Consider the following 17,762-nt stretch of genomic DNA (forward strand, 5'->3'; position numbering starts at 1 on the left):
GGGCTGATCCGCCATGGATCAGCCCACCCGGGGTTCGGTCAGGAGTTCACCCAGACCAGGGTGGACGCCGCCGTGGCCGTGCCGTCGCCGTACAGCAGGCGGCCGAGCCAGCGCCCGCCCGGGGCCAGGTCGGCCCAGGCGGCGGTGACCTTCACCGGGGTGGCGATCGTCACCGGCTGCGTCGCCGGGGTGGCGGTGAGGTTGCCCGCCGCCTCGGAGCCGAGCAGGAAGCTGAACAGCTTCACCTCCTGCGCCGGGCCCGCGTAGAGGTCGACGTACACGTCGTAGGACTTGGGCTCGGGGTTCTCGACCCAGACCCACTCCTGCGACGTGCCGCTCGCGCTGCCGCCGACCAGCGTCGTCGTGCCCGCCTCGTAGACGAACAGGTCGAGGTCGGTGCCCTCGGCCACGTCGGAGTCGAACGTCGCCCACCGCGCGTAGGTCGTCCCCGCCGGAACCGTCACGGTGAACTTGGCCGTGTGGTCGCTCGCCGTCGGGTTCTCCTGGTCGAAGTTCGCGCTGGTCGGGTTCTTCAGCTCGGCGCGGTTCTCGCCCGCCCTGGTCAGGCCGACGACGGAGGCGGTCAGCGTGCCGCTGAAGCCCGGCGTCGCGGTGACCTCGGCGCTGCCCGCCGAGCCCGTGCCGTGCACCTCGGCGGGCACGGCGGCGAGCACCGGCTTGACCGCGATCACGCTGCGCACGGCCTCGCCGCGCTGGGGCGTCCAGGTCAGGTCGCCGAACACGTACGACCCCAGCTGGGCGGTCGTGCGGGTGAAGGTGACCTTGAACGACCGGGACTGCCCCGGCGGGATGACCAGCAGGCGCGGCGAGACCGTCGCCGAGACCCCGGCCAGGCCGGAGAACCTCGGCCGCAGCACGTGCGCGTGCCTGCCGGTGTTGGTCAGCGTGCGGGTGACGGTCTGCTTGCCCGCCAGTTCGCCGATGGCGATCGAGGCCAGGTTGACCTCGCTCGGGTCGATGCCGGTCACGCCGTCGCAGGTGCCGCCCGGCGGGGTGACGTCCGCCCCGCAGAGCAGCCGGTCCCACTGGGCCGCGCCGCTGTCGTAGACCAGGTCGGTGTCGAGCGCGTCGCCGATGGACACGTGGCCGGAGCCGTAGTCGAACGGCGTCGCGTTCGCCCCCGTCTCCGTGGCGATGGGCTTGCCCTGGTTGTCGGTGGTCTTCGCCGAGGTCATCAGCGCCGACTTGACCGCCATGGGCGACCAGTCCGGGTGCCGCTGGATCAGCAGCGCGGCCAGGCCTGCGATGTGCGGCGAGGACATCGAGGTCCCCGACATCAGGTCCCAGTTCCGTCCGCCGTGCCGCTCCGGGGTCACCGCGGCGAGCACGTCGACGCCGGGGCCGAGGATGTCCGGCTTGAGGAAGTCCCCGCCCGCGGTGACGGCCGGGCCGCGCGAGGAGAACCCGGCGATGGCGGGCGCCCGCGCGCCTTCCACCCGCGCGCCCGCGGCCAGCGCCGCGGTCGGCGCGGCACCCGCGGCGTAGGCCTTGATGGCCGCGCCCGCGACCTCGTCGACGTGCACCGTGGGCAGGACGTGGAAGTCGGCGTTGAGCGAGCCCGGCGACACGTTGGCCAGGACCACGCCGACGCCGCCCGCCTGCTTGACCGCCCGGCTCTTGGCGACGCGGTCGATCACGCCGCGGTCGCAGAGCACGACCTTGCCCGCCACCTTGGCCGGGTCGAGCGTGCCCTCGTAGCACAGCCGCACCTGGTCGGCGTCCGCGCCGGGAAGGCCCGCCGCGGTGGACAGCAGCAGCGGGGCGGACGGGACGGCCTTGCCCGCGCCCGCGCCGGTGTAGGACTTGCCGTCGCCGGTGGTGACGGCCGCCTCGTACTGGCGCGGGTGCGTGCCCGCGGCGACCGAGGTCATCCACGGCATGTTCTTCGACACCGTCCGCGCGGTGGGACCGTCGTTGCCCGCGGACGCGGCCACGAAGACGCCCGCCTTGGCGGCGCGGTAGAACGCCAGCGTGACGAGGTCGCCGTAGGCCGACGCGCCGGAGATCGAGTAGTTGAGGACGTCGACACCGTCGGCGATGGCGGTGTCGATCGCCTTCACCGAGTCGCTGTTGATGCAGGTGTCGTCGCCGTCCTCGGTGATGATCCAGCAGGTCTTGTAGATCGCCAGCCGGGCGGCGGGGGCCACGCCGCTGGCCGTGCCGAGGTCGTTGCCCTCGATGGACACCGGCACGCCGAACTTGCCCGCCGCGGTGCTCGCGGTGTGGCTGCCGTGGCCGCCGTGGTCGCGCGGGGAGGTGTACTCGCCCGGGATCGGCAGGTCGCCGACGCCCTGGTTGAAGTAGCGCGCGCCGATCACCTTGTTGTTGCAGGTGACCTTGGGCTCCTCGACGCCCGGGTCGCACACGCCCTTCCAGCGCGCGGCGATCGCCCGGTCCGAGGCCCGGCTGGTGCGGATCGCGCCGAAGCTCGGGTTCTCCGGCACGAACCCGGAGTCGATCACGCCGATGATCACGCCGTCGCCCGCGCGCTCGTCGCCGCCGAGGCGGTTCCACGCGCCGCGGCGGCCGGTGAGGCCGAGGAAGTCGGGCGTGGACACCGTGTCCAGCTTGCTCTTGCCGTCCGGGACGACCAGCTTCACGCCGGGCGTGGCGGCCAGCTTCGCGGCCTGCTGCGGCGACATGCGCGCCGCGAACCCGGCGTTGGTGTAGTTGTAGTCGTAGACCTTCTCCGCGCCGTCCACGGTGTCGAGGACCCGCGCCCTGCGCTGGTCGAGGTGGGCGACGTAGCGCCGCACGTCGGGGTCGTCCCGGTCCACCTTGTCGCCGGGCCCCGGCGCGGTGGCCGGGATGCCCGCCACGCCGCCGTCGTACTCGATCACCGGCTCGTCGGCCAGTTCCACCAGGTAGATGCCGTTCGGCGAGGACGCGAGCGCGGGCTCGGGCTCGGACGCCGAACTGCCCGGGGCCAGGACCCCTACGCCTAATGAGGTCAGCGCGAGCAGGGCCGCCGCTCTGCCACGCCGCCGCGATGAGTGAGCCAATGCAGGGTCCTTCCAGCCAAAGATCGTCGACCGGCCGCCACGTGCAGACGGCGGGGGTGCGGCAATCTCAACCGCGTCGCACCCGGGGTTCAAGGACGCGCCGTTCACCACCGGCCGCGCGCGGACCGTGAACGCTGTGAGCGCCGCAGCGTGCGCGGCCTTTGCCCGCCTTGTGACACTCACCACGAGCACGCGGCCGGGAAGTGGCCCGCGCGATGCGGACTGGTACGAATTGAGGCTGGTCGTCCCACCAGAGGACGACGACGGGAAGACCGGGAGCGTTGGCGTGCCGATCCTTGACGTGAAGCTGGGTGAGATCTACGACGAGGTGCTGCGCCGCAACCCCGGCGAGACCGAGTTCCACCAGGCGGTGCACGAGGTCCTCGACACGCTGGGCCCGGTGCTCGCCAAGCACCCGCAGTACGCCGAGGCCGCGGTGATCAGCAGGCTGTGCGAGCCGGAGCGGCAGATCATCTTCCGGGTGCCGTGGGTGGACGACTCCGGCGCCGTGCAGATCAACCGGGGCTTCCGGGTGGAGTTCAACTCCGCGCTGGGCCCGTACAAGGGCGGGCTGCGCTTCCACCCGTCGGTCTACCTGGGCATCGTCAAGTTCCTCGGCTTCGAGCAGATCTTCAAGAACTCGCTGACCGGCATGCCGATCGGCGGCGGCAAGGGCGGGTCGGACTTCTCCCCCAAGGGCCGCTCCGACGGCGAGGTCATGCGCTTCTGCCAGGCCTTCATGACCGAGCTGTACCGGCACATCGGCGAGTACACCGACGTGCCCGCCGGCGACATCGGCGTGGGCGGCCGGGAGATCGGCTACCTGTTCGGCCAGTACAAGCGGATCACGAACCGCTACGAGTCCGGCGTGCTCACCGGCAAGGGCATCACCTGGGGCGGGTCGCAGGTGCGCACCGAGGCGACCGGCTACGGCACGGTGTTCTTCGTCGACGAGATGCTCAAGACCCGCGGCGACTCCTTCGACGGCAAGAAGGTCGTCGTGTCCGGCTCGGGCAACGTCGCCATCTACGCGGTGGAGAAGGTTCAGCAGCTGGGCGGCACCGTGGTGGCCTGCTCCGACTCCAACGGCTACGTCGTCGACCTCAAGGGCATCGACCTCGACGTGCTCAAGCACGTCAAGGAGACCCGCAGGGCGCGCCTGTCGGCCTACGTCGAGGCCCGGCCGCACGCCGAGCACGTGGAGAGCGGGTCGGTGTGGGACGTCGCGTGCGACATCGCGCTGCCCTGCGCCACGCAGAACGAGCTCAACGGCCGCGACGCGGCGACGCTGATCGGCAACGGCTGCGCCATCGTCGCCGAGGGCGCCAACATGCCCTGCACGCCCGACGCCGTGCGCCTGTTCGCCGAGGCGGGCGTGCTCTTCGCGCCGGGCAAGGCGGCCAACGCGGGCGGGGTGGCCACCAGCGCGCTGGAGATGCAGCAGAACGCGTCCCGCGACTCCTGGAGCTTCGAGCACACCGAGCGCAGGCTGGCCGACATCATGCGCGGCATCCACGACCGCTGCCTCGACGCTGCCGACACCTACGGCACGCCGGGCAACTACCAGGCGGGCGCGAACATCGCCGGGTTCATCCAGGTCGCCGACGCGATGCTCGCGCTCGGGGTCATCTAGCCCGGCTCACCGAGTCCGACCGACCGCAGCAGCACGCCGAGCGTGGCGTAGACGCGGTCGAGGTCGACGGCGTCCGGGGCGATGCGCCACTGCTGGTGGATGCCCATGGTCGCGCCGACCACGATCGCGCTGAGCGCGTCGGCGTCGACGCCGTCGGCGAGGTCGGACCGCTCGATCCAGGAGCGGCCCAGCGCGCGCAGCGCGGTGTGCACGTCGCCGTACCACTTGCGCAGGGGCGAGTCGGGTTCGGCCGCCTCGGCCATCAGGGTGATGAACAGCTTGGTCGTCGGGCCGCGGGTCAGTTCCACGATCCCGTGCAGCAGGTCGTCGAACGTGCCGGACTCCAGCCTGCGCGCGTCCGCCCGGATTGACGCCATGACGTGGTCGATGACCGCGGCCAGCAGGCCCTCCTTGTTGCCGAAGTGCCACGGGATGGAGCCGCGGCTCACCCCCGACCTGGCGGCGATGTCCTCGAACGTCGTCAGGCGGTAGCCCCGCTCGGCGAACAGCTCGGCCGCGGCGGTCACCAGCAGCCTGCGGCTCTCCTGCGTGGTCTCCGCCCGTCGCGTCGCCCGTGAAGTGGTCACGATCGGCAAGCCTATCCCTGGCTATCCAGCCACTCACTAGCTGTGCGATAGTTTCTATGTTGGTCAACATAGAACTGGGGGACGCATGTCGAGCTGGTCGACCTGGTCGGGTTGGGCGCGGACGGCCTGCGCGACGCGGGTCGCCGTCTCGCGGACCGCCGGGGGCGAACCGCCGTTGGCCCGGCTGCTGATGCAGACCCGATGGCGCCTGGGGGCGCTCCTGGGCTGGGCGCAGGGTGACGACGGCGATCACGAGCTGCGGATGGCCGTCCTGGTCAAGCCCAACGGCCGCTTCGGTCGGCTCTGCACGGCCGCGATCGCGCCGTTCCGGCACCTGGTCGTCCATCCGGCGCTGACGCGCCAGTGGGAACGCGCCTGGCGCGAGCGCGCGGCGGTGGGCGCGTGATGCTGCGGTGGGCGGGCGCCATCATGGTCGTCCTGGGCGCGGGACACCTGGTGATCCTCACGGCGCTGTCGTGGGACGCCATCGCGCGGTGGGTCGAGCAGGGGCTGTGGGCGGCGGTCCCCCTCGCCGAGTCGGCGGGGTCCGACGCGGTCGCGTTCTGGGCGGGGGCGGGCAGCTTCGCGGCGCCCATGATCGTGCTGGGGTGTCTGATCTGGCACCTCGCCGGGCGCGGGGTCGCGGTGCCCGCGTGGGTGGGCTGGGGACTGCTCGCGTGGTGGACGCTCGGCGGCGTGCTCCTGGTGCCGTCGCCGTTCTTCGTCGGGGTCGTGCCGAGCGTGCTGATCGTGCTGGCGGCCCGGCGTCAGGCGTTGAGGTAGGTGAGGACGGCGAGGACGCGGCGGTGGCCGCCCTCGTCGTTCAGGCCGAGCTTCGCGAAGATGTTGCGGATGTGCTTGTGCACCGCGCCCTCGCTGACGACGAGGGTCCTGGCGATCGCGCCGTTGTCGCGGCCCTCGGCCATCAGCGCGAGCACTTCGCGTTCGCGGGCGGTGAGGGTGCTCAGCGGGTCGTCGGCGCGGCGGGACACCAGCAGCTGCGAGATGACCTCCGGGTCCATCGCGGTGCCGCCGTCGGCGACGCGGTGCAGCGCGTCGAGGAAGTCGTCGACCCGGCCGACGCGTTCCTTGAGCAGGTAGCCGACCCCGCCGACGCCGTCGGCCAGCAGTTCGGCAGCGTAGCTGTTCTCCACGTACGCCGAGAGCACGAGCACGGGCAGGCCGGGATGGAGCTTGCGCGCGGCCACCGCGGCGCGCAGGCCCTCGTCCCGGAAGGACGGCGGCAGCCGCACGTCCATCACCACGGCGTCGGGCCGGTCGTCGGCGATCACCGCGTCGAACTCGGTGGTGTTGTCGACGGCGGCCACGACGTCCATGCCCGCGGTGCGCAGCAGCAGGACGAGGCCTTCGCGCAGCAGGACGTCGTCCTCGGCGATCACGACGCGCACGGCAGCTCCACTCGCAGGACGGTCGGGCCGCCCGGCGGGCTGCTCACCTCGGCGCGGCCGTCGAAGGCGTCGGCCCGGCGCTGGATGCCGACGATACCGGTGCCCCTGGCCGCGTCCGCCCCGCCCCGGCCGTCGTCGCGCACGACGATCACCAGCGCCCGGTCCGTCGCCTCGACGCGCACGGCGGCCCGGGTGGCGGCCGAGTGCTTGGTGACGTTCGTCAGCGCCTCGGCGACGATGAAGTAGGCGGCGGCCTCGATCGCGGCCGGGCGGCGGCCGATCGGCGCGACCTCCAGCGCGCACGGCACCGGGCAGCGCGCCGCGAGCGCGGCGATGGCGCCGTCCAGCCCGCGGTCGGAGAGCACCGGCGGGTAGATGCTGCGCACGACGTCGCGCAGTTCGGCCAGCGCGTCGACCGCGGTGTCCTGCGCCTTGCGCACCAGCTCGAACGCGCCGTCCGGATCGCGCGAGCGCAGCTGGTCGGCGATGCCCAGCTGCATGACCACCGCGGCGATCCGCGCCTGGGCGCCGTCGTGCAGGTCGCGTTCGATCCGGCGCAGTTCGGCGCCGTGCGCCTCCAGCGCGCCCGCGCGCGAGGCGGTCAGCTCGGCCACGCGGTCGCTGAGCCGCACGCCGGGCGCGGGGGCGAGCAGCCACCGCGCCATCCGCGCCTGCAGGCCCGCCAGCCACGGCAGGCGCAGGGTCAGCACGCCGAGCACGACGCCGAAGACCACCGCGATCGGCGTCTTCCACCAGGCGTCCACGACCAGCCCGAACGAGGTGCCCACGCCGCCGGGGACCAGCCACCAGTAGGCCGGGATCAGCACCTGGTTCACCGCCGCGGTCGGCAGCCCGACCGCGAGGGCCGCCAGGAGGAACCCCGCCGGGAAGTGCAGGACCAGCCAGGCGATGTCGCGGCGCGTCGCCGGGTCGGTGACCGCGGTCGCGAGCTGGCGCGGCAGCGGCCCGTCCAGCACCCGGTACGCCTCGGGGATCGGCTCGCCGAGCAGCGCGCCCGCCCGCCGCCGCTCGACGCCTGCCACCCGCCGCACCAGCCGCAGCGCCTCGGGCACCGCGGGCAGCCCGACGCCGACCAGGGACAGGACGCCTACGAAAACCACCGCGATGAGCGCGAACACCGCCGCTGCCGCCGTCCCCGCCCCGACGAGCAGATAGCGCGCGGCGGTCCACAGGGGAGCGAGGCGGGTCATGACCTCGATTCTTCCCGACGGCCCACCGGGGGTCGGTAGTGCTGGCACTACCACCGCACGCCCCCCTGCGGGATCGATCAGCGGGCCCGCGCGCACATAGCGTCACCGCGAACACCTCGGGAGGGGAAACTGATGACGGCAGGGACGGTCTCGGTGGGGGCGGCGCACGCGGTGCGCCTGGAGGCGGTGCGCAAGGTCTACGGGTCCGGCGCGACCGCGGTCACGGCGCTGGACGGCGTGTCGGTGGGGATCAGGCGGGGCGGGTTCACGGCGGTGATGGGACCGTCGGGCTCGGGCAAGAGCACGTTCCTGCACTGCGCGGCCGGGCTGGACCGGCCGACGGCGGGGCGGGTGCTGCTCGGCGACACCGACCTCGCCGGGTTGTCGGAGAACGCGCTCACCGAGCTGCGCAGGCGGCGGATCGGGTTCGTGTTCCAGGCCTACAACCTGCTGCCGTCGCTGACCGTGCGGCAGAACATCACCCTGCCCTCGCGGTTCGCGGGCACGAGCCCGGACGAGCGGTGGCTGCGGGAGGTCGCGGCCCGGGTCGGCATCGCCGACCGCCTCGACCACCGGCCCGCCGAGCTCTCCGGCGGCCAGCAGCAGCGGGTGGCGATCGCCAGGGCGCTGGTCACCCGGCCGGAGCTGCTGATGGCCGACGAGCCGACCGGCGCCCTGGACACCCGGACCGGGCAGCAGGTCCTCGCTCTCCTGCGCGACCTGGTGGACACCACGGGCCAGACCGTCCTGATGGTCACCCACGACCCCGTCGCGGCGTCGTACGCGCACAGCGTGCTGTTCCTCGCCGACGGACGGCTGGCGGGGGAACTCGCCGCGCCGACGCCCGCGCTTGTGGTGGAGCGCCTGACCCGCCTCGGGGAGTGGTGAGCCGTGCGGTCGCTGGCGTGGGAGATGGTGAAGGCGCGCAAGGTCGCGTTCGTCGGCGCGTTCATCGCGATCCTGCTCGGCACGGCGGTCGTGGCCGCCTGTGGCGTGCTGATGGAGTCCGGCATCCGGTCCGGGGTGCCGACCGAGCGCTATGCCGCCGTGCCCGTGGTGGTGGGTGGTCAACAGGTCGTCCAGCCGGAGGGCGCGGACTTCCTGGAGGCGCAGCAACTCGGGTCGCCGCCCGCCGTCCCGGTGGAGTTGGCCGAGCGGATCGCGGCGGTGCCGGGCGTGGCGCGGGTGGTCGGCGAGACGTCGTTCCCGGCGCGCGCGGTCACCGCTGACGGCGGCGTGGTGGAGGCGTTGGGACACAACTGGGACGCTGCGGTCCTCACCCCGATGACGGTCCGCGAAGGGCGCGCGCCCTCGGCGGCGGGCGAGGTCGTGGTGGATGCGGGCCTGGCGGCCCGCGCCGGGGTGTCGGTGGGCGACGCGCTGCCGGTGATGACCACGTCGACCCCGATGGAGTACCGGGTCGTCGGGGTCGCGGGCGGGGCGCTGGCCAAGCAGTCCGGGCTCTACTTCACGTCCCCGCTGGCGGAGTCGCTGTCCGGCACCCCGGGGCGGGTGCACGCGTTCGGGGTGTTCGTCCGCGACGGCGTGGACGCCGGCGAGGTCGCCGAGCGGGTGGAGCGGGCGCTGGCGGGCGAGGCGGTCACCGTCGCCGTGGGCGGCGACCGGGGCGGCGTCGAGTTCGCCGAGGTCGGCCGGTCCCGGGTCCTGCTGCTGGCGATCGCCGGGTCGTTCGCGGGCATCGCGCTGCTGGTGGCGGTCTTCGTGGTGGCCGGGACGCTCGCGCTGGCGATCAACCAGCGGCGGCGTGAGCTGGCGCTGCTGCGCGCGATCGCGGCCACGCCGAGGCAGATCGTCCGGCTGATCGGCAGGGAGACGACCGTGGTGGCCACGATGGCGGCCGGGCTCGGCGCCGCGGCGGGCGTCCGGGTCGCCGGGTGGCTGCGCGACGGCTTCGCCGCGATCAGGGTGATCCCCGACGACCTCGCGCTCGCCGTGGGCCCGGCGCCGCTGGTCGCGGCGTTCCTGCTCGGGGTCGGGGCCGCGCGGCTGGCCGCGTGGGTCTCGGCACGCAGGCCCGCGCGCATCCCGCCGACGGAGGCGCTCGCCGAGGCGGCCGTCGAGCCGCGCGAGCTGGGCCGGTGGCGGGTGGTCGCCGGGACGGCGTTCCTCGCGGGCGGCGCGGCGCTGGCGCTGGTGCCGCTGTTCACCCGCGGCCCGGCGGCCGTCGCCATGACCTCGATGTCGGTGCTGGTCGCGGTGATCGGGACGGCGCTGCTGGGCCCGCGCGCGGTGCGGCCGCTGGTGCGGCTGGCGTCGGCGCCGCTGGAGCGGCTGGGCGTGGGCGGCTATCTCGCCGCGCACACCGGCCGGGCCAACGCCCGCCGCCTGTCCTCGGCGCTGACACCGCTCATGCTGTCGATCGCCTTCGCCGTGGTGAACTTCCACAGCCAGACCGCCGTCGAGGCCGCGACCCGCGCCGAGCTGGCGGCCGCGACGACCGCCGACCACGTGCTCTCCGCGCCCGGCGGGCTGTCTCCCGAGGTTGCGGCCGCGGCCCGCGGTGTCCCGGGCGTCGACGGCGCGACCGCCGTGGTGCGGACCAACGTCGTCGTCACCTCCACCTTCGGCGAGGACGTCCGGGTCGAGCGCGCGCCCGCGCTGGGCGTCGACGACGTGCGCGGCACCCTGGACCTCGGCGTGGTGTCGGGCTCGCTGGACGACCTGCGCGGCGAGACCGTCGCGCTCGACGACGAGACCGCGTCCGGCAGGACCATCGGCGACGAGGTCGAACTGCACCTGGACGACGGCACGGTGGCGCGGTTGCGGCTGGTGGCGACGTTCGAGCGCGGCATGGCCTTCGGCGGCCACGTCCTGCCCGCCGACCTCGCCCGCGCGCACACCGCCGCCCGGACCGACACCGCCGTGCTGGTGCGCCTCTCCCCCGACGCCGACCGGCCAGCGACGGCCCGTGCGCTGGCCGCCCTGGCCGACCGGTTCCCCGGCCTCACCGTCGGCGACCGCTCGGCGTTGACCGCCCCAGACGGCGGCGACCGCTCCATGCAGTTCTGGGTCAACCTGATGGCGGTGGGCGTCATCCTCGGCTACATCGCGATCTCGGTGGCCAACACGCTCGTCCTCGGCACGGCGCAGCGCCGCCGCGAGTTCGCCCTGCTCCGCCTGATCGGCGCGACCCGGCGGCAGGTGCTGCGGGCGATGCGGGCCGAGGCGCTGCTGGTGGTCGCCATCGCGGTCGGCGTGGGCACGCTGCTCCCGGCGGTCCCGCTGGCGCTGCTGGGCATCGGGCTCATGGGCGACCCGCTGCCCACCGGCTCCCCGTGGGTGTACCTGGGCATCGTGGGCTTCACGGCCCTGCTCGGCCTCCTCGCCCTGACCATCCCGACCCGGCTGGCCCTGCGCACCCGCCCGGTCGAGGCGATCGGGCTGCGGGAGTGATTCACCCGACGCGGCGCGATCTCACCGAGGCTTGCCGGACACGACGGCGCGGAGGCGGCGGAGCATGCGGCCGTCCTCGAAGCCGACGGCGCGGGCGGCGCTCTCGACCGTCGAGCCGTGGCCGATCAGGTGCTCCGCGCGCTCGACGCGGAGGATCTGCTGGTAGCGCAGCGGGGTGAGGCCGGTCGCCCGGGTGAACATCCGGGTGACCGTGCGCTCGCTGCACGCGGCGACGCCCGCCAGGTCGGCCAGGGTCAGCCGCTCGTGGAACCGCGACTCGATGACGTCCTGGAGGCGGTGGACGGTGTCGTCGACGTGCGACCGGTGGCGCAGCAGCGCGCTGGCCTGCTGGTCGCCGCCGTTGCGGCGGGCGTAGACGACCATGGACCGGGCGATGCGCGCCGCCGTTGCGGGGCCGTGCCGGGTCGCCACCAGGTGCAGGGCCAGGTCGATGCCGCTGGCGATCCCCGCCGAGGTGACGACCGGGCCGTCCGTGACGTAGAGCACGTCCCGCACGACCGTCGCCGCCGGGTACCGCCGGGCCAGCTCGTCCTGCAGGTCGTGGTGGGTGGTGCAGCGCCGCCCGTCGAGCAGGCCCGCGCGGCCGAGGGCGTCCGCGCCCGCGCAGACGCTGGCCACCGTGCCGGGATGGGCGCGCAGCCAGTCGAGCAGGGCCGGGCTCAGCGGGCCGGTGCCCGCCAGCCGGGGCGCGCGCCAGCCCGGCACCACGATCAGGTCGTCGGCGGTCAGCACCGGCAGGTCCGTCTCGGCGCGCAGGGCGCTCCCCTGGGCGCTGGGCACCTCGGCGGCGTCGGCGACGTACGCCAGCTCGTACGGCAGGCCGATGTCCCGCGCGCCAGAGAACACCTGCGCGGGACCGGCCAGGTCGAGCAGGTGCACGCCGGGCACCAGCACGAAGACGACTCTCCTCACGATCCGGTCAGCGTAGCCCGGTGACCTCCGCGACCGTGGCCACGGTCGCGAAGCGCCCGGCGAGCGCGTACTCGGTCCGCTCGATGATCTCCGGGGTGGACAGCACGGCGCCCGTCCGCCAGTGGGTGATCGGGCTGGTCGCGGTCGCGTCGGTGACGAAGGTGACGTCGTACCCCAGGTCCGACGCGACCCGCGCGGTGGTCTCGCAGCACTGCTCGGTGCGGATGCCGCAGACCCGCAGCCCGCGCACGCCCCGGACGGTGAGCATCCGCTGCAGGTCAGTGGTGGTGAACGCGTTGTGCGCGGTCTTGGTCAGCGTGGGCTCGCCTGCTGCGGGGACGAGCCCGTCGATGAGCCGCACGTGCCCGTTCACCGGGTCGAACGCGCCGCCGGTGCCGGGCTCGCTGTGCAGCACCCACACGACCAGGTCGCCGCGCGCCCTGGCGTGGTCGACCAGCGTGCCCACGGGGGTGGCGATGTCGGGGTCGGAGATGTCCGCCCAGCTCTCCCGCACGCGGAAGGACTCCTGGACGTCGATCACGATCAGCGCTTCGGTCATGCGGCAAGCCTGTCGGCCGCTCCCCCGGGCCGACAGGCACGACCGGGCCGCACCCCGGAACGATCCGGTCAGGCAGGCGGGGTCAGGACGCCGCGTCGGTGCGGAAGGTGGCCCAGACGGTCTTGCCCGACGACCCGGGCTCGACGCCCCAGGTGACGGCCAGCGCGTCGACGATGATGAGGCCGCGGCCGCGGATGTCGCCGAAGCGGGAGCGGCCGAGGGCGGGCGGGTCGGGCGAGGGGTCGTCCACCTCGACGCGGACGGAGTGGGCCCCGGGGCGGACCAGGCGCAGCCGGAACGGCCGGTCGGCGTGCTCGTAGGCGTTGCCGACCAGTTCGGTCACCACGAGCTGGATGTCGCCAAGGAGCTGGGTGCCCTCCAGTTCGGGGAGCTCCCGGGTGACCCACCGCCGCACCTCGGCCACCTGGTCGGCGAGCGCGCTGAACTCCCAGATCGACACGCGTTCCGGCTCGCGCGGATCACCTCGACCACGCACTACTCGCTCCTGCCTGTCGTCTCACTGATACCCGAGGACAACCCGCCCAAACGCCGCCCCAGACGGTACCCCTCCCCCGCGACATCCCTCACCGCGCCGTGGTCGACGCGCGCCGCGACCTGCGGATCCACCCCTTGCAGGCAGCCGGGTGAGCCCGTTCGCCCGAGTCGTTCGCTAGGCTGCGCGGGTGGCCGAAAATCCCAGCTCAGAGGAACATCTACTCCTGCTGGAGGCCATTTCCGACGCCGCGCTCGGCCACATGGACCTCGACAAGCTCCTGCGCACGATCCTCGAACGCGTCCGGACCCTGCTCTCCGTCGACACGGCCACCGTCCTGCTGCTCGACCACGAGGGCGACCGGCTGACGGCGACCGCAGCCGCGGGCCTGGAGGAGGAGGTCGTCCAGGGCGTGATCGTCCCGGTCGGCTCGGGGTTCGCGGGGCGGGTCGCCGCGATGCGCAAGCCGGTGGTGCTGCCCAGGGTGGACCAGACCACCGTGGTGAACCCCCTGCTCTGGGAGCGCGGCCTGCACGTCCTGCTCGGCGTGCCGATGCTGGCCCGCGACGAGCTCGTCGGGGTCCTGCACATCGGCTCGGTCGCCCACCGCGGGTTCACCGCCGCCGACGTCCGGCTGCTGCAGATCGTGGCCGACCGGCTCGCCCTGGCCGTGCGGATGGACCGGCTGGCCGCCGAGCGGGGCGCGGCCGAGGCGCTGCAGCGCAGCCTGCTGCCGTCCCGGCTGCCCGCCATCGGCGGGCTGGAGTTCGCCAGCCGCTACGTCCCCGACTCCCACACCGGCGTCGGCGGCGACTGGTACGACGTGTTCCCCCTCCCCGGCGGCAGGCTGGGGATCGTGATCGGCGACGTCACCGGGCGCGGCCTCGGCGCTGCCGTGATCATGGGCAGGCTGCGCAGCGCCCTGCGCGCCTACGCACTCGACCACGACGACCCGGCCGAGGTGCTGCGCAGGCTGGACCACAAGGTCTGCCACTTCGAGACCGGTGCCATGGCCACGGTCAGCTACGCGGTGGTGGACGAGAGCCAGCGGCACCTGACCGTCTCGCTCGCAGGCCACCTCCCGCCGGTCCTCGCGGTGCCCGGCGAGGCCGGGAGGCTGCTCGACCTGCCGGTGGACCTGCCGATCGGTCCGGCGGAGACCGGCGCGGCCCGCCGCGCCACCCGGGTGGACCTGCCGCCGGGCGCCGTGGTCGCCTTCTACACCGACGGCCTGGTCGAGCGCCGCGACGCCATCATCGACGAGGGCCTGGGCAGGCTCGCGGCGGCGATCACCGCCGACCCGGCGGAACGGGTCTGCGCCCGGGTGATGGCCACAATGCTCGGCGCGAACCCCGCGGGCGACGACGTCGCGCTGCTCGTCGCCCGGCGGTCACCGTCCATAGTGGACTAGCTGCCCCCGCTGATCGCGCTGGGCGTGCCGAGTGACTACGGTCGGTCAGGTGCGAGGGCGGGAGCGGCGGGTGGCGGACGCGGTCTCGGCGCACATCGTGCGGACCGGGCGGATGCCCGCCGCTGTCGAGTTGGCCGAGGTCGTGGGCGTGGCGGCGGGGGCCGCGGGCTGCGCGCTGCTGGTCGCCGGGGAGCGGCACGGGTGGGGGCGCGCCGAGGGTCCGTGGGCGGAGTTCCCGGTCGAGTACGACGGGGAAACGCAGGGCGTGGTGGCAATCACCCCGGTGTCGGTCGGGTCGCTGGCCGAGGTCGCCCGCGCGCTGGGCCCGGTGATCGCGGCGATCCGCGCGGGCATCGACACCGACCGGTTGCGCCGCGACGGCGACGCCGCGGCCCGGCGGCTGGTCGACGACCGGTGGCGAGCCGCGGCCGAGATGGAGCGCGAGCGCCGCGGGCTGGAGCGCGACCTGCACGACGGCGCGCAACACCACCTCGTGGCCCTGCAGATGTCGCTGGCCCTGGCCGCGCACGTCGAGGGCACACCGGTCACCGACCTGCTCGACCGTCTGGACGCCGCGGAACGGGTGCTACTCGACACCGCCTCAGGCGTCCTCCCGGTCGCCCTGGTCACCGACGGCCTCGGCGCGGCCCTGTCGGACGAACTGAGCGGTCACGCCGACGTGACCCTCGACGTCGCCGGTCTGCGCCACCGCTATCCACCGTCGATCGAGTCCACGGTGTTCTTCCTCTGCCTGGAAGCTGTCAACAACGCCCACAAACACGCCCCCGGCGCCCGGATCACCGTCACCGCCGGAGAACAACCCCGCGGCGTGGCGTTCACCGTGACCGACACCGGCCCTGGCTTCGACACCACCGCCCCGAACGCAGGCCTCCACAACCTCTCCGCCCGAGCGGCGGCAGTCGGCGGCACAGTCGAGGTCCGCTCGACACCGGGACAGGGAACGACGGTCAGCGGCTTCGTGCCCTGGTGATCCCCTCGGGAGTCGCCCCTGACCGCCGCCGACGTCGCCCACTCCGCGGCCGCCCCGACCTGGGTGCTGCCGCACGACGGCGCGGTGTGGTGGACGGTCGCGCGCGGCCGATACCACCAGTCTCAGGCTCCACAACCCCGTGCGGGCGGCGGCGCGAGGCGATGTCCGTCCGTTCCACACACGGGCACCACAGTCAGCGGGGCCGTGCCCGGCTGCGGTCAGCTCGCGATCCAACCGGTCCCCGCCTACGGTGCCGGGGGTGCTCGACGCACCCGCCATACGATTCGGTCCGTGTCACGGCGGTGGTCAGTGGGCGCGTGTCCTGGTGATGATCCCCTCCGCCGTGCGGACCAGGATCTCGCAGGCGCGGCGGTCGCGGCCGGGGGTGGCGGGGTGTTCGGCGTGGGTGCGCCAGCGGGCGGCCGCGTGGTGGGCGGCCGTGGTCACGTCCTCGTCGGTGGCGGCGGCGGGCAGGCCGAGTCGGGTTCGGGGGTCGGGGCCGTGGGCGCCGAGGAGGCGGGCCGCGTCGGCTGCGGAACCGCGCAGCACGGCCGTGCTGTCGATGTCGTCCAGCAGGTCCAGTTCGGCGAGGTCGTGGGCCTCCGTCGTGATGCGGTCGGCGGCGAAGCGCAGGGGGTGGTGCGGGGGCAGTGCGGCGACCAGTCCGGCGACGGAGACGAGTGCGCGGCGGGCGGCGATCAGGGGCGCGCGGGCGGTCAGGGCGCGGGCGAGTTCGGCGATCCCGCCCGACCGCGCCAGCAGGATCCGGTGGCGGGACGCGCGCAGGGCCGAGGGGAACTCCGCCTCCGGCGGGTCCAGGCACAGCACGGCGTCGACGCCCGCGCGGGGGTCGTCGCCCGCCAGCCGCTCGGCCAGGCCGCGGTCCGCCGGTCCGGTCACCGCGACGACGTCGACCCCCTCGACGCGGTCCGGCACGGCGCCCGCAGCGTGCGCGCCGACGACCGCGATCCGCGGCGGGGCGGCCATCCGCTCGGCGACCGCGTCCCACGCCGCCTGGGCCCGGCCGCCCGCCGCGTCCCGCGCGCCCCGCCGCACCAGGTCGCGCACATCGCGGTACACCGCGCTGCGCTCGACGTCGGGCCGCGGCCCGGCGGCGGGCTCGATGCGCTCGGCGACGCGCACGGTCACCACGCCCACGCCGTCCTCCACCGCGCACTCCAGCATGCCGCCGAGCACGGCCAGCCGTTCGGCGTCGTAGGCGAGCGCGGAGCGCAACTCTTTCGCCGTCATCCCCGCCGTGTCCGCCGTGACGCGCACCAGCAACGCGTTGTCCCGCTGGAAGTCCACCGCGACCGGCCGGTCCGACGACACTCCCGCGAGGACGGTCAACACGGCCGCCACCGCCTGGTAGAGACCCGATTCCACCTCCCAGCCGACCCGCCTGCCGAGGTCGCCGCCGAAGCGGACGGGCCGGGGCAGGGTGGCGGCCAGCTCGGCGAGCGCCGCCGTCGGCCCCCGGTCGGGCAGCATCGCCGGGTACACCCCGCGCACCACGGTGCGGAACCGGTCGAGCAGGTCGTCGAGCGCGCTGCGGACGCCGTCGAGTTCGCGCGCGACCGCGTGGTGATCGGCGGTCTCCCGCACGGCGAGCAGCCGCCCGCGCACGTCGTCGAGATCGCGCAGGGTCGTCGCGGTGATGGACTGGACCAGCCGCTGCCGTTCCAGGTCGCGCACCTTCGCCAGGCGTCCCCGCGCCCGCGCCACCTCGGCGCGCAGCCGGTGCGCGCGGGACTCGGCCCGGACGCGGTCGGCGCGCGCCCGGTCCAGCCCCGCCGAGACACCGATCCACGCCGCTGTCTCCCTGAGCAGCGCCAGTTCCCCCGAGCCCCATCGGTCGACGCCCGCGACGACGAGCATCCCGTCGTCGGCCACCGGCATCCGCACCGCGTCCGGCCGGTCGATCCGCGCGGGCGGGTGTTCCGGCCATGACGTCACCACCGAGAGATCGCCCGCCATCGGGACGCAGTAGGCGACGTCCGCGCCGAGGCCGTCGGCGAGGTTGCGCACGAGGGCGTCGACCAGCGAGCCGGAGGGCACGCCTGCCACCACGTCGTGCGGGCGCCTGCCTTTCGGCACG

The 17,762-nt window shown here is 74.4% G+C and carries 15 protein-coding genes; 7 read left to right on the forward strand and 8 right to left on the reverse strand.

Going from position 1 to position 17,762, the window contains the following annotated elements; translation table 11 throughout:
* Positions 1-38: 38 nt before the first annotated feature.
* Entirely contained in the window at positions 39-3,023 is a 2,985-nt protein-coding gene (locus Actkin_RS32620) for a S8 family peptidase (RefSeq protein WP_309569066.1), read from the reverse strand.
* Between the two features lie 292 nt (positions 3,024-3,315).
* Here Actkin_RS32620 and gdhA point away from each other — a divergent pair, with 292 nt between their 5' ends.
* Positions 3,316-4,656, forward strand: a complete 1,341-nt coding sequence (gene gdhA, locus Actkin_RS17160; protein ID WP_373292410.1) for an NADP-specific glutamate dehydrogenase — start codon at positions 3,316-3,318, stop codon at positions 4,654-4,656.
* Here the strand turns inward: gdhA and Actkin_RS17165 are convergent.
* Entirely contained in the window at positions 4,653-5,243 is a 591-nt protein-coding gene (locus Actkin_RS17165; protein ID WP_258903388.1) for a TetR family transcriptional regulator, read from the reverse strand. The genes gdhA and Actkin_RS17165 overlap by 4 nt on opposite strands.
* A gap of 85 nt (positions 5,244-5,328) precedes the next feature.
* Here Actkin_RS17165 and Actkin_RS17170 point away from each other — a divergent pair, with 85 nt between their 5' ends.
* Both Actkin_RS17170 and Actkin_RS17175 read left to right on the forward strand, forming a co-directional pair.
* Positions 5,329-5,649, forward strand: a complete 321-nt coding sequence (locus Actkin_RS17170) for a DUF2867 domain-containing protein (RefSeq protein ID WP_258903389.1) — start codon at positions 5,329-5,331, stop codon at positions 5,647-5,649.
* Positions 5,649-6,026, forward strand: coding sequence for a DUF6463 family protein (locus Actkin_RS17175; RefSeq protein ID WP_258907947.1), 378 nt, complete (start codon positions 5,649-5,651; stop codon positions 6,024-6,026). The genes Actkin_RS17170 and Actkin_RS17175 overlap by 1 nt, the downstream gene beginning before the upstream one ends.
* Here Actkin_RS17175 and Actkin_RS17180 read toward each other — a convergent pair.
* Both Actkin_RS17180 and Actkin_RS17185 read right to left on the reverse strand, forming a co-directional pair.
* On the reverse strand, positions 6,011-6,652 hold the full coding sequence (locus tag Actkin_RS17180; RefSeq protein WP_258903390.1) for a response regulator: 642 nt from the start codon (positions 6,650-6,652) through the stop codon (positions 6,011-6,013). The genes Actkin_RS17175 and Actkin_RS17180 overlap by 16 nt on opposite strands.
* Positions 6,640-7,863: a sensor histidine kinase gene (locus tag Actkin_RS17185; protein WP_258903391.1), complete on the reverse strand. Its 1,224-nt coding sequence runs from the start codon at positions 7,861-7,863 to the stop codon at positions 6,640-6,642. Before Actkin_RS17185 ends, Actkin_RS17180 begins: the two co-directional genes overlap by 13 nt.
* Positions 7,864-7,995: 132 nt before the next feature.
* Here Actkin_RS17185 and Actkin_RS17190 point away from each other — a divergent pair, with 132 nt between their 5' ends.
* Positions 7,996-8,751: an ABC transporter ATP-binding protein gene (locus tag Actkin_RS17190; RefSeq protein WP_189210552.1), complete on the forward strand. Its 756-nt coding sequence runs from the start codon at positions 7,996-7,998 to the stop codon at positions 8,749-8,751.
* Between the two features lie 3 nt (positions 8,752-8,754).
* Complete coding sequence (locus tag Actkin_RS17195; protein WP_258903392.1) at positions 8,755-11,277, forward strand: ABC transporter permease; 2,523 nt, start codon at positions 8,755-8,757, stop codon at positions 11,275-11,277.
* Positions 11,278-11,298: 21 nt separating this feature from the next.
* On the opposite strand, the gene Actkin_RS17200 is transcribed toward Actkin_RS17195, so the two are convergent.
* From Actkin_RS17200 to Actkin_RS17210, 3 genes are all read right to left on the reverse strand, one after another.
* A complete protein-coding gene (locus Actkin_RS17200) occupies positions 11,299-12,210 on the reverse strand; it encodes a GlxA family transcriptional regulator (protein WP_258903393.1) in 912 nt (303 codons plus the stop codon).
* 7 nt (positions 12,211-12,217) lie between these two features.
* On the reverse strand, positions 12,218-12,769 hold the full coding sequence (locus Actkin_RS17205) for a cysteine hydrolase family protein (protein WP_189210555.1): 552 nt from the start codon (positions 12,767-12,769) through the stop codon (positions 12,218-12,220).
* A gap of 82 nt (positions 12,770-12,851) precedes the next feature.
* Positions 12,852-13,265 (reverse strand): ATP-binding protein, encoded by a 414-nt coding sequence (locus Actkin_RS17210; protein WP_189210556.1) that lies wholly within the window; start codon positions 13,263-13,265, stop codon positions 12,852-12,854.
* A gap of 187 nt (positions 13,266-13,452) precedes the next feature.
* On the opposite strand from Actkin_RS17210, the gene Actkin_RS17215 reads away from it, so the two are divergent.
* Together Actkin_RS17215 and Actkin_RS17220 are read left to right on the forward strand one after the other, a co-directional pair.
* Positions 13,453-14,673 (forward strand): PP2C family protein-serine/threonine phosphatase, encoded by a 1,221-nt coding sequence (locus Actkin_RS17215; RefSeq protein WP_258903394.1) that lies wholly within the window; start codon positions 13,453-13,455, stop codon positions 14,671-14,673.
* 49 nt (positions 14,674-14,722) lie between these two features.
* Positions 14,723-15,664: a sensor histidine kinase gene (locus tag Actkin_RS17220; RefSeq protein ID WP_258903395.1), complete on the forward strand. Its 942-nt coding sequence runs from the start codon at positions 14,723-14,725 to the stop codon at positions 15,662-15,664.
* A gap of 306 nt (positions 15,665-15,970) precedes the next feature.
* Here Actkin_RS17220 and Actkin_RS17225 read toward each other — a convergent pair whose 3' ends face one another.
* Positions 15,971-17,761, reverse strand: a complete 1,791-nt coding sequence (locus Actkin_RS17225) for a hypothetical protein (RefSeq protein ID WP_258903396.1) — start codon at positions 17,759-17,761, stop codon at positions 15,971-15,973.
* Between the last annotated feature and the right edge of the window lies 1 nt (position 17,762).

The sequence above is a fragment of the Actinokineospora sp. UTMC 2448 genome, from assembly GCF_024760565.1.
In the GTDB taxonomy this organism is placed as follows: Bacteria; Actinomycetota; Actinomycetes; order Mycobacteriales; family Pseudonocardiaceae; genus Actinokineospora; species Actinokineospora fastidiosa.

Coding starts and splice junctions, on each gene's coding strand:
- Actkin_RS17190 (WP_189210552.1), top strand. CDS start 7,996: ATGACGGCAGGGACGGTCTCGGTGGGGGCGGCGCACGCGGTGCGCCTG.
- Actkin_RS17185 (WP_258903391.1), bottom strand. CDS start 7,863: ATGACCCGCCTCGCTCCCCTGTGGACCGCCGCGCGCTATCTGCTCGTC.
- Actkin_RS17170 (WP_258903389.1), top strand. CDS start 5,329: ATGTCGAGCTGGTCGACCTGGTCGGGTTGGGCGCGGACGGCCTGCGCG.
- Actkin_RS17205 (WP_189210555.1), bottom strand. CDS start 12,769: ATGACCGAAGCGCTGATCGTGATCGACGTCCAGGAGTCCTTCCGCGTG.
- Actkin_RS17175 (WP_258907947.1), top strand. CDS start 5,649: ATGCTGCGGTGGGCGGGCGCCATCATGGTCGTCCTGGGCGCGGGACAC.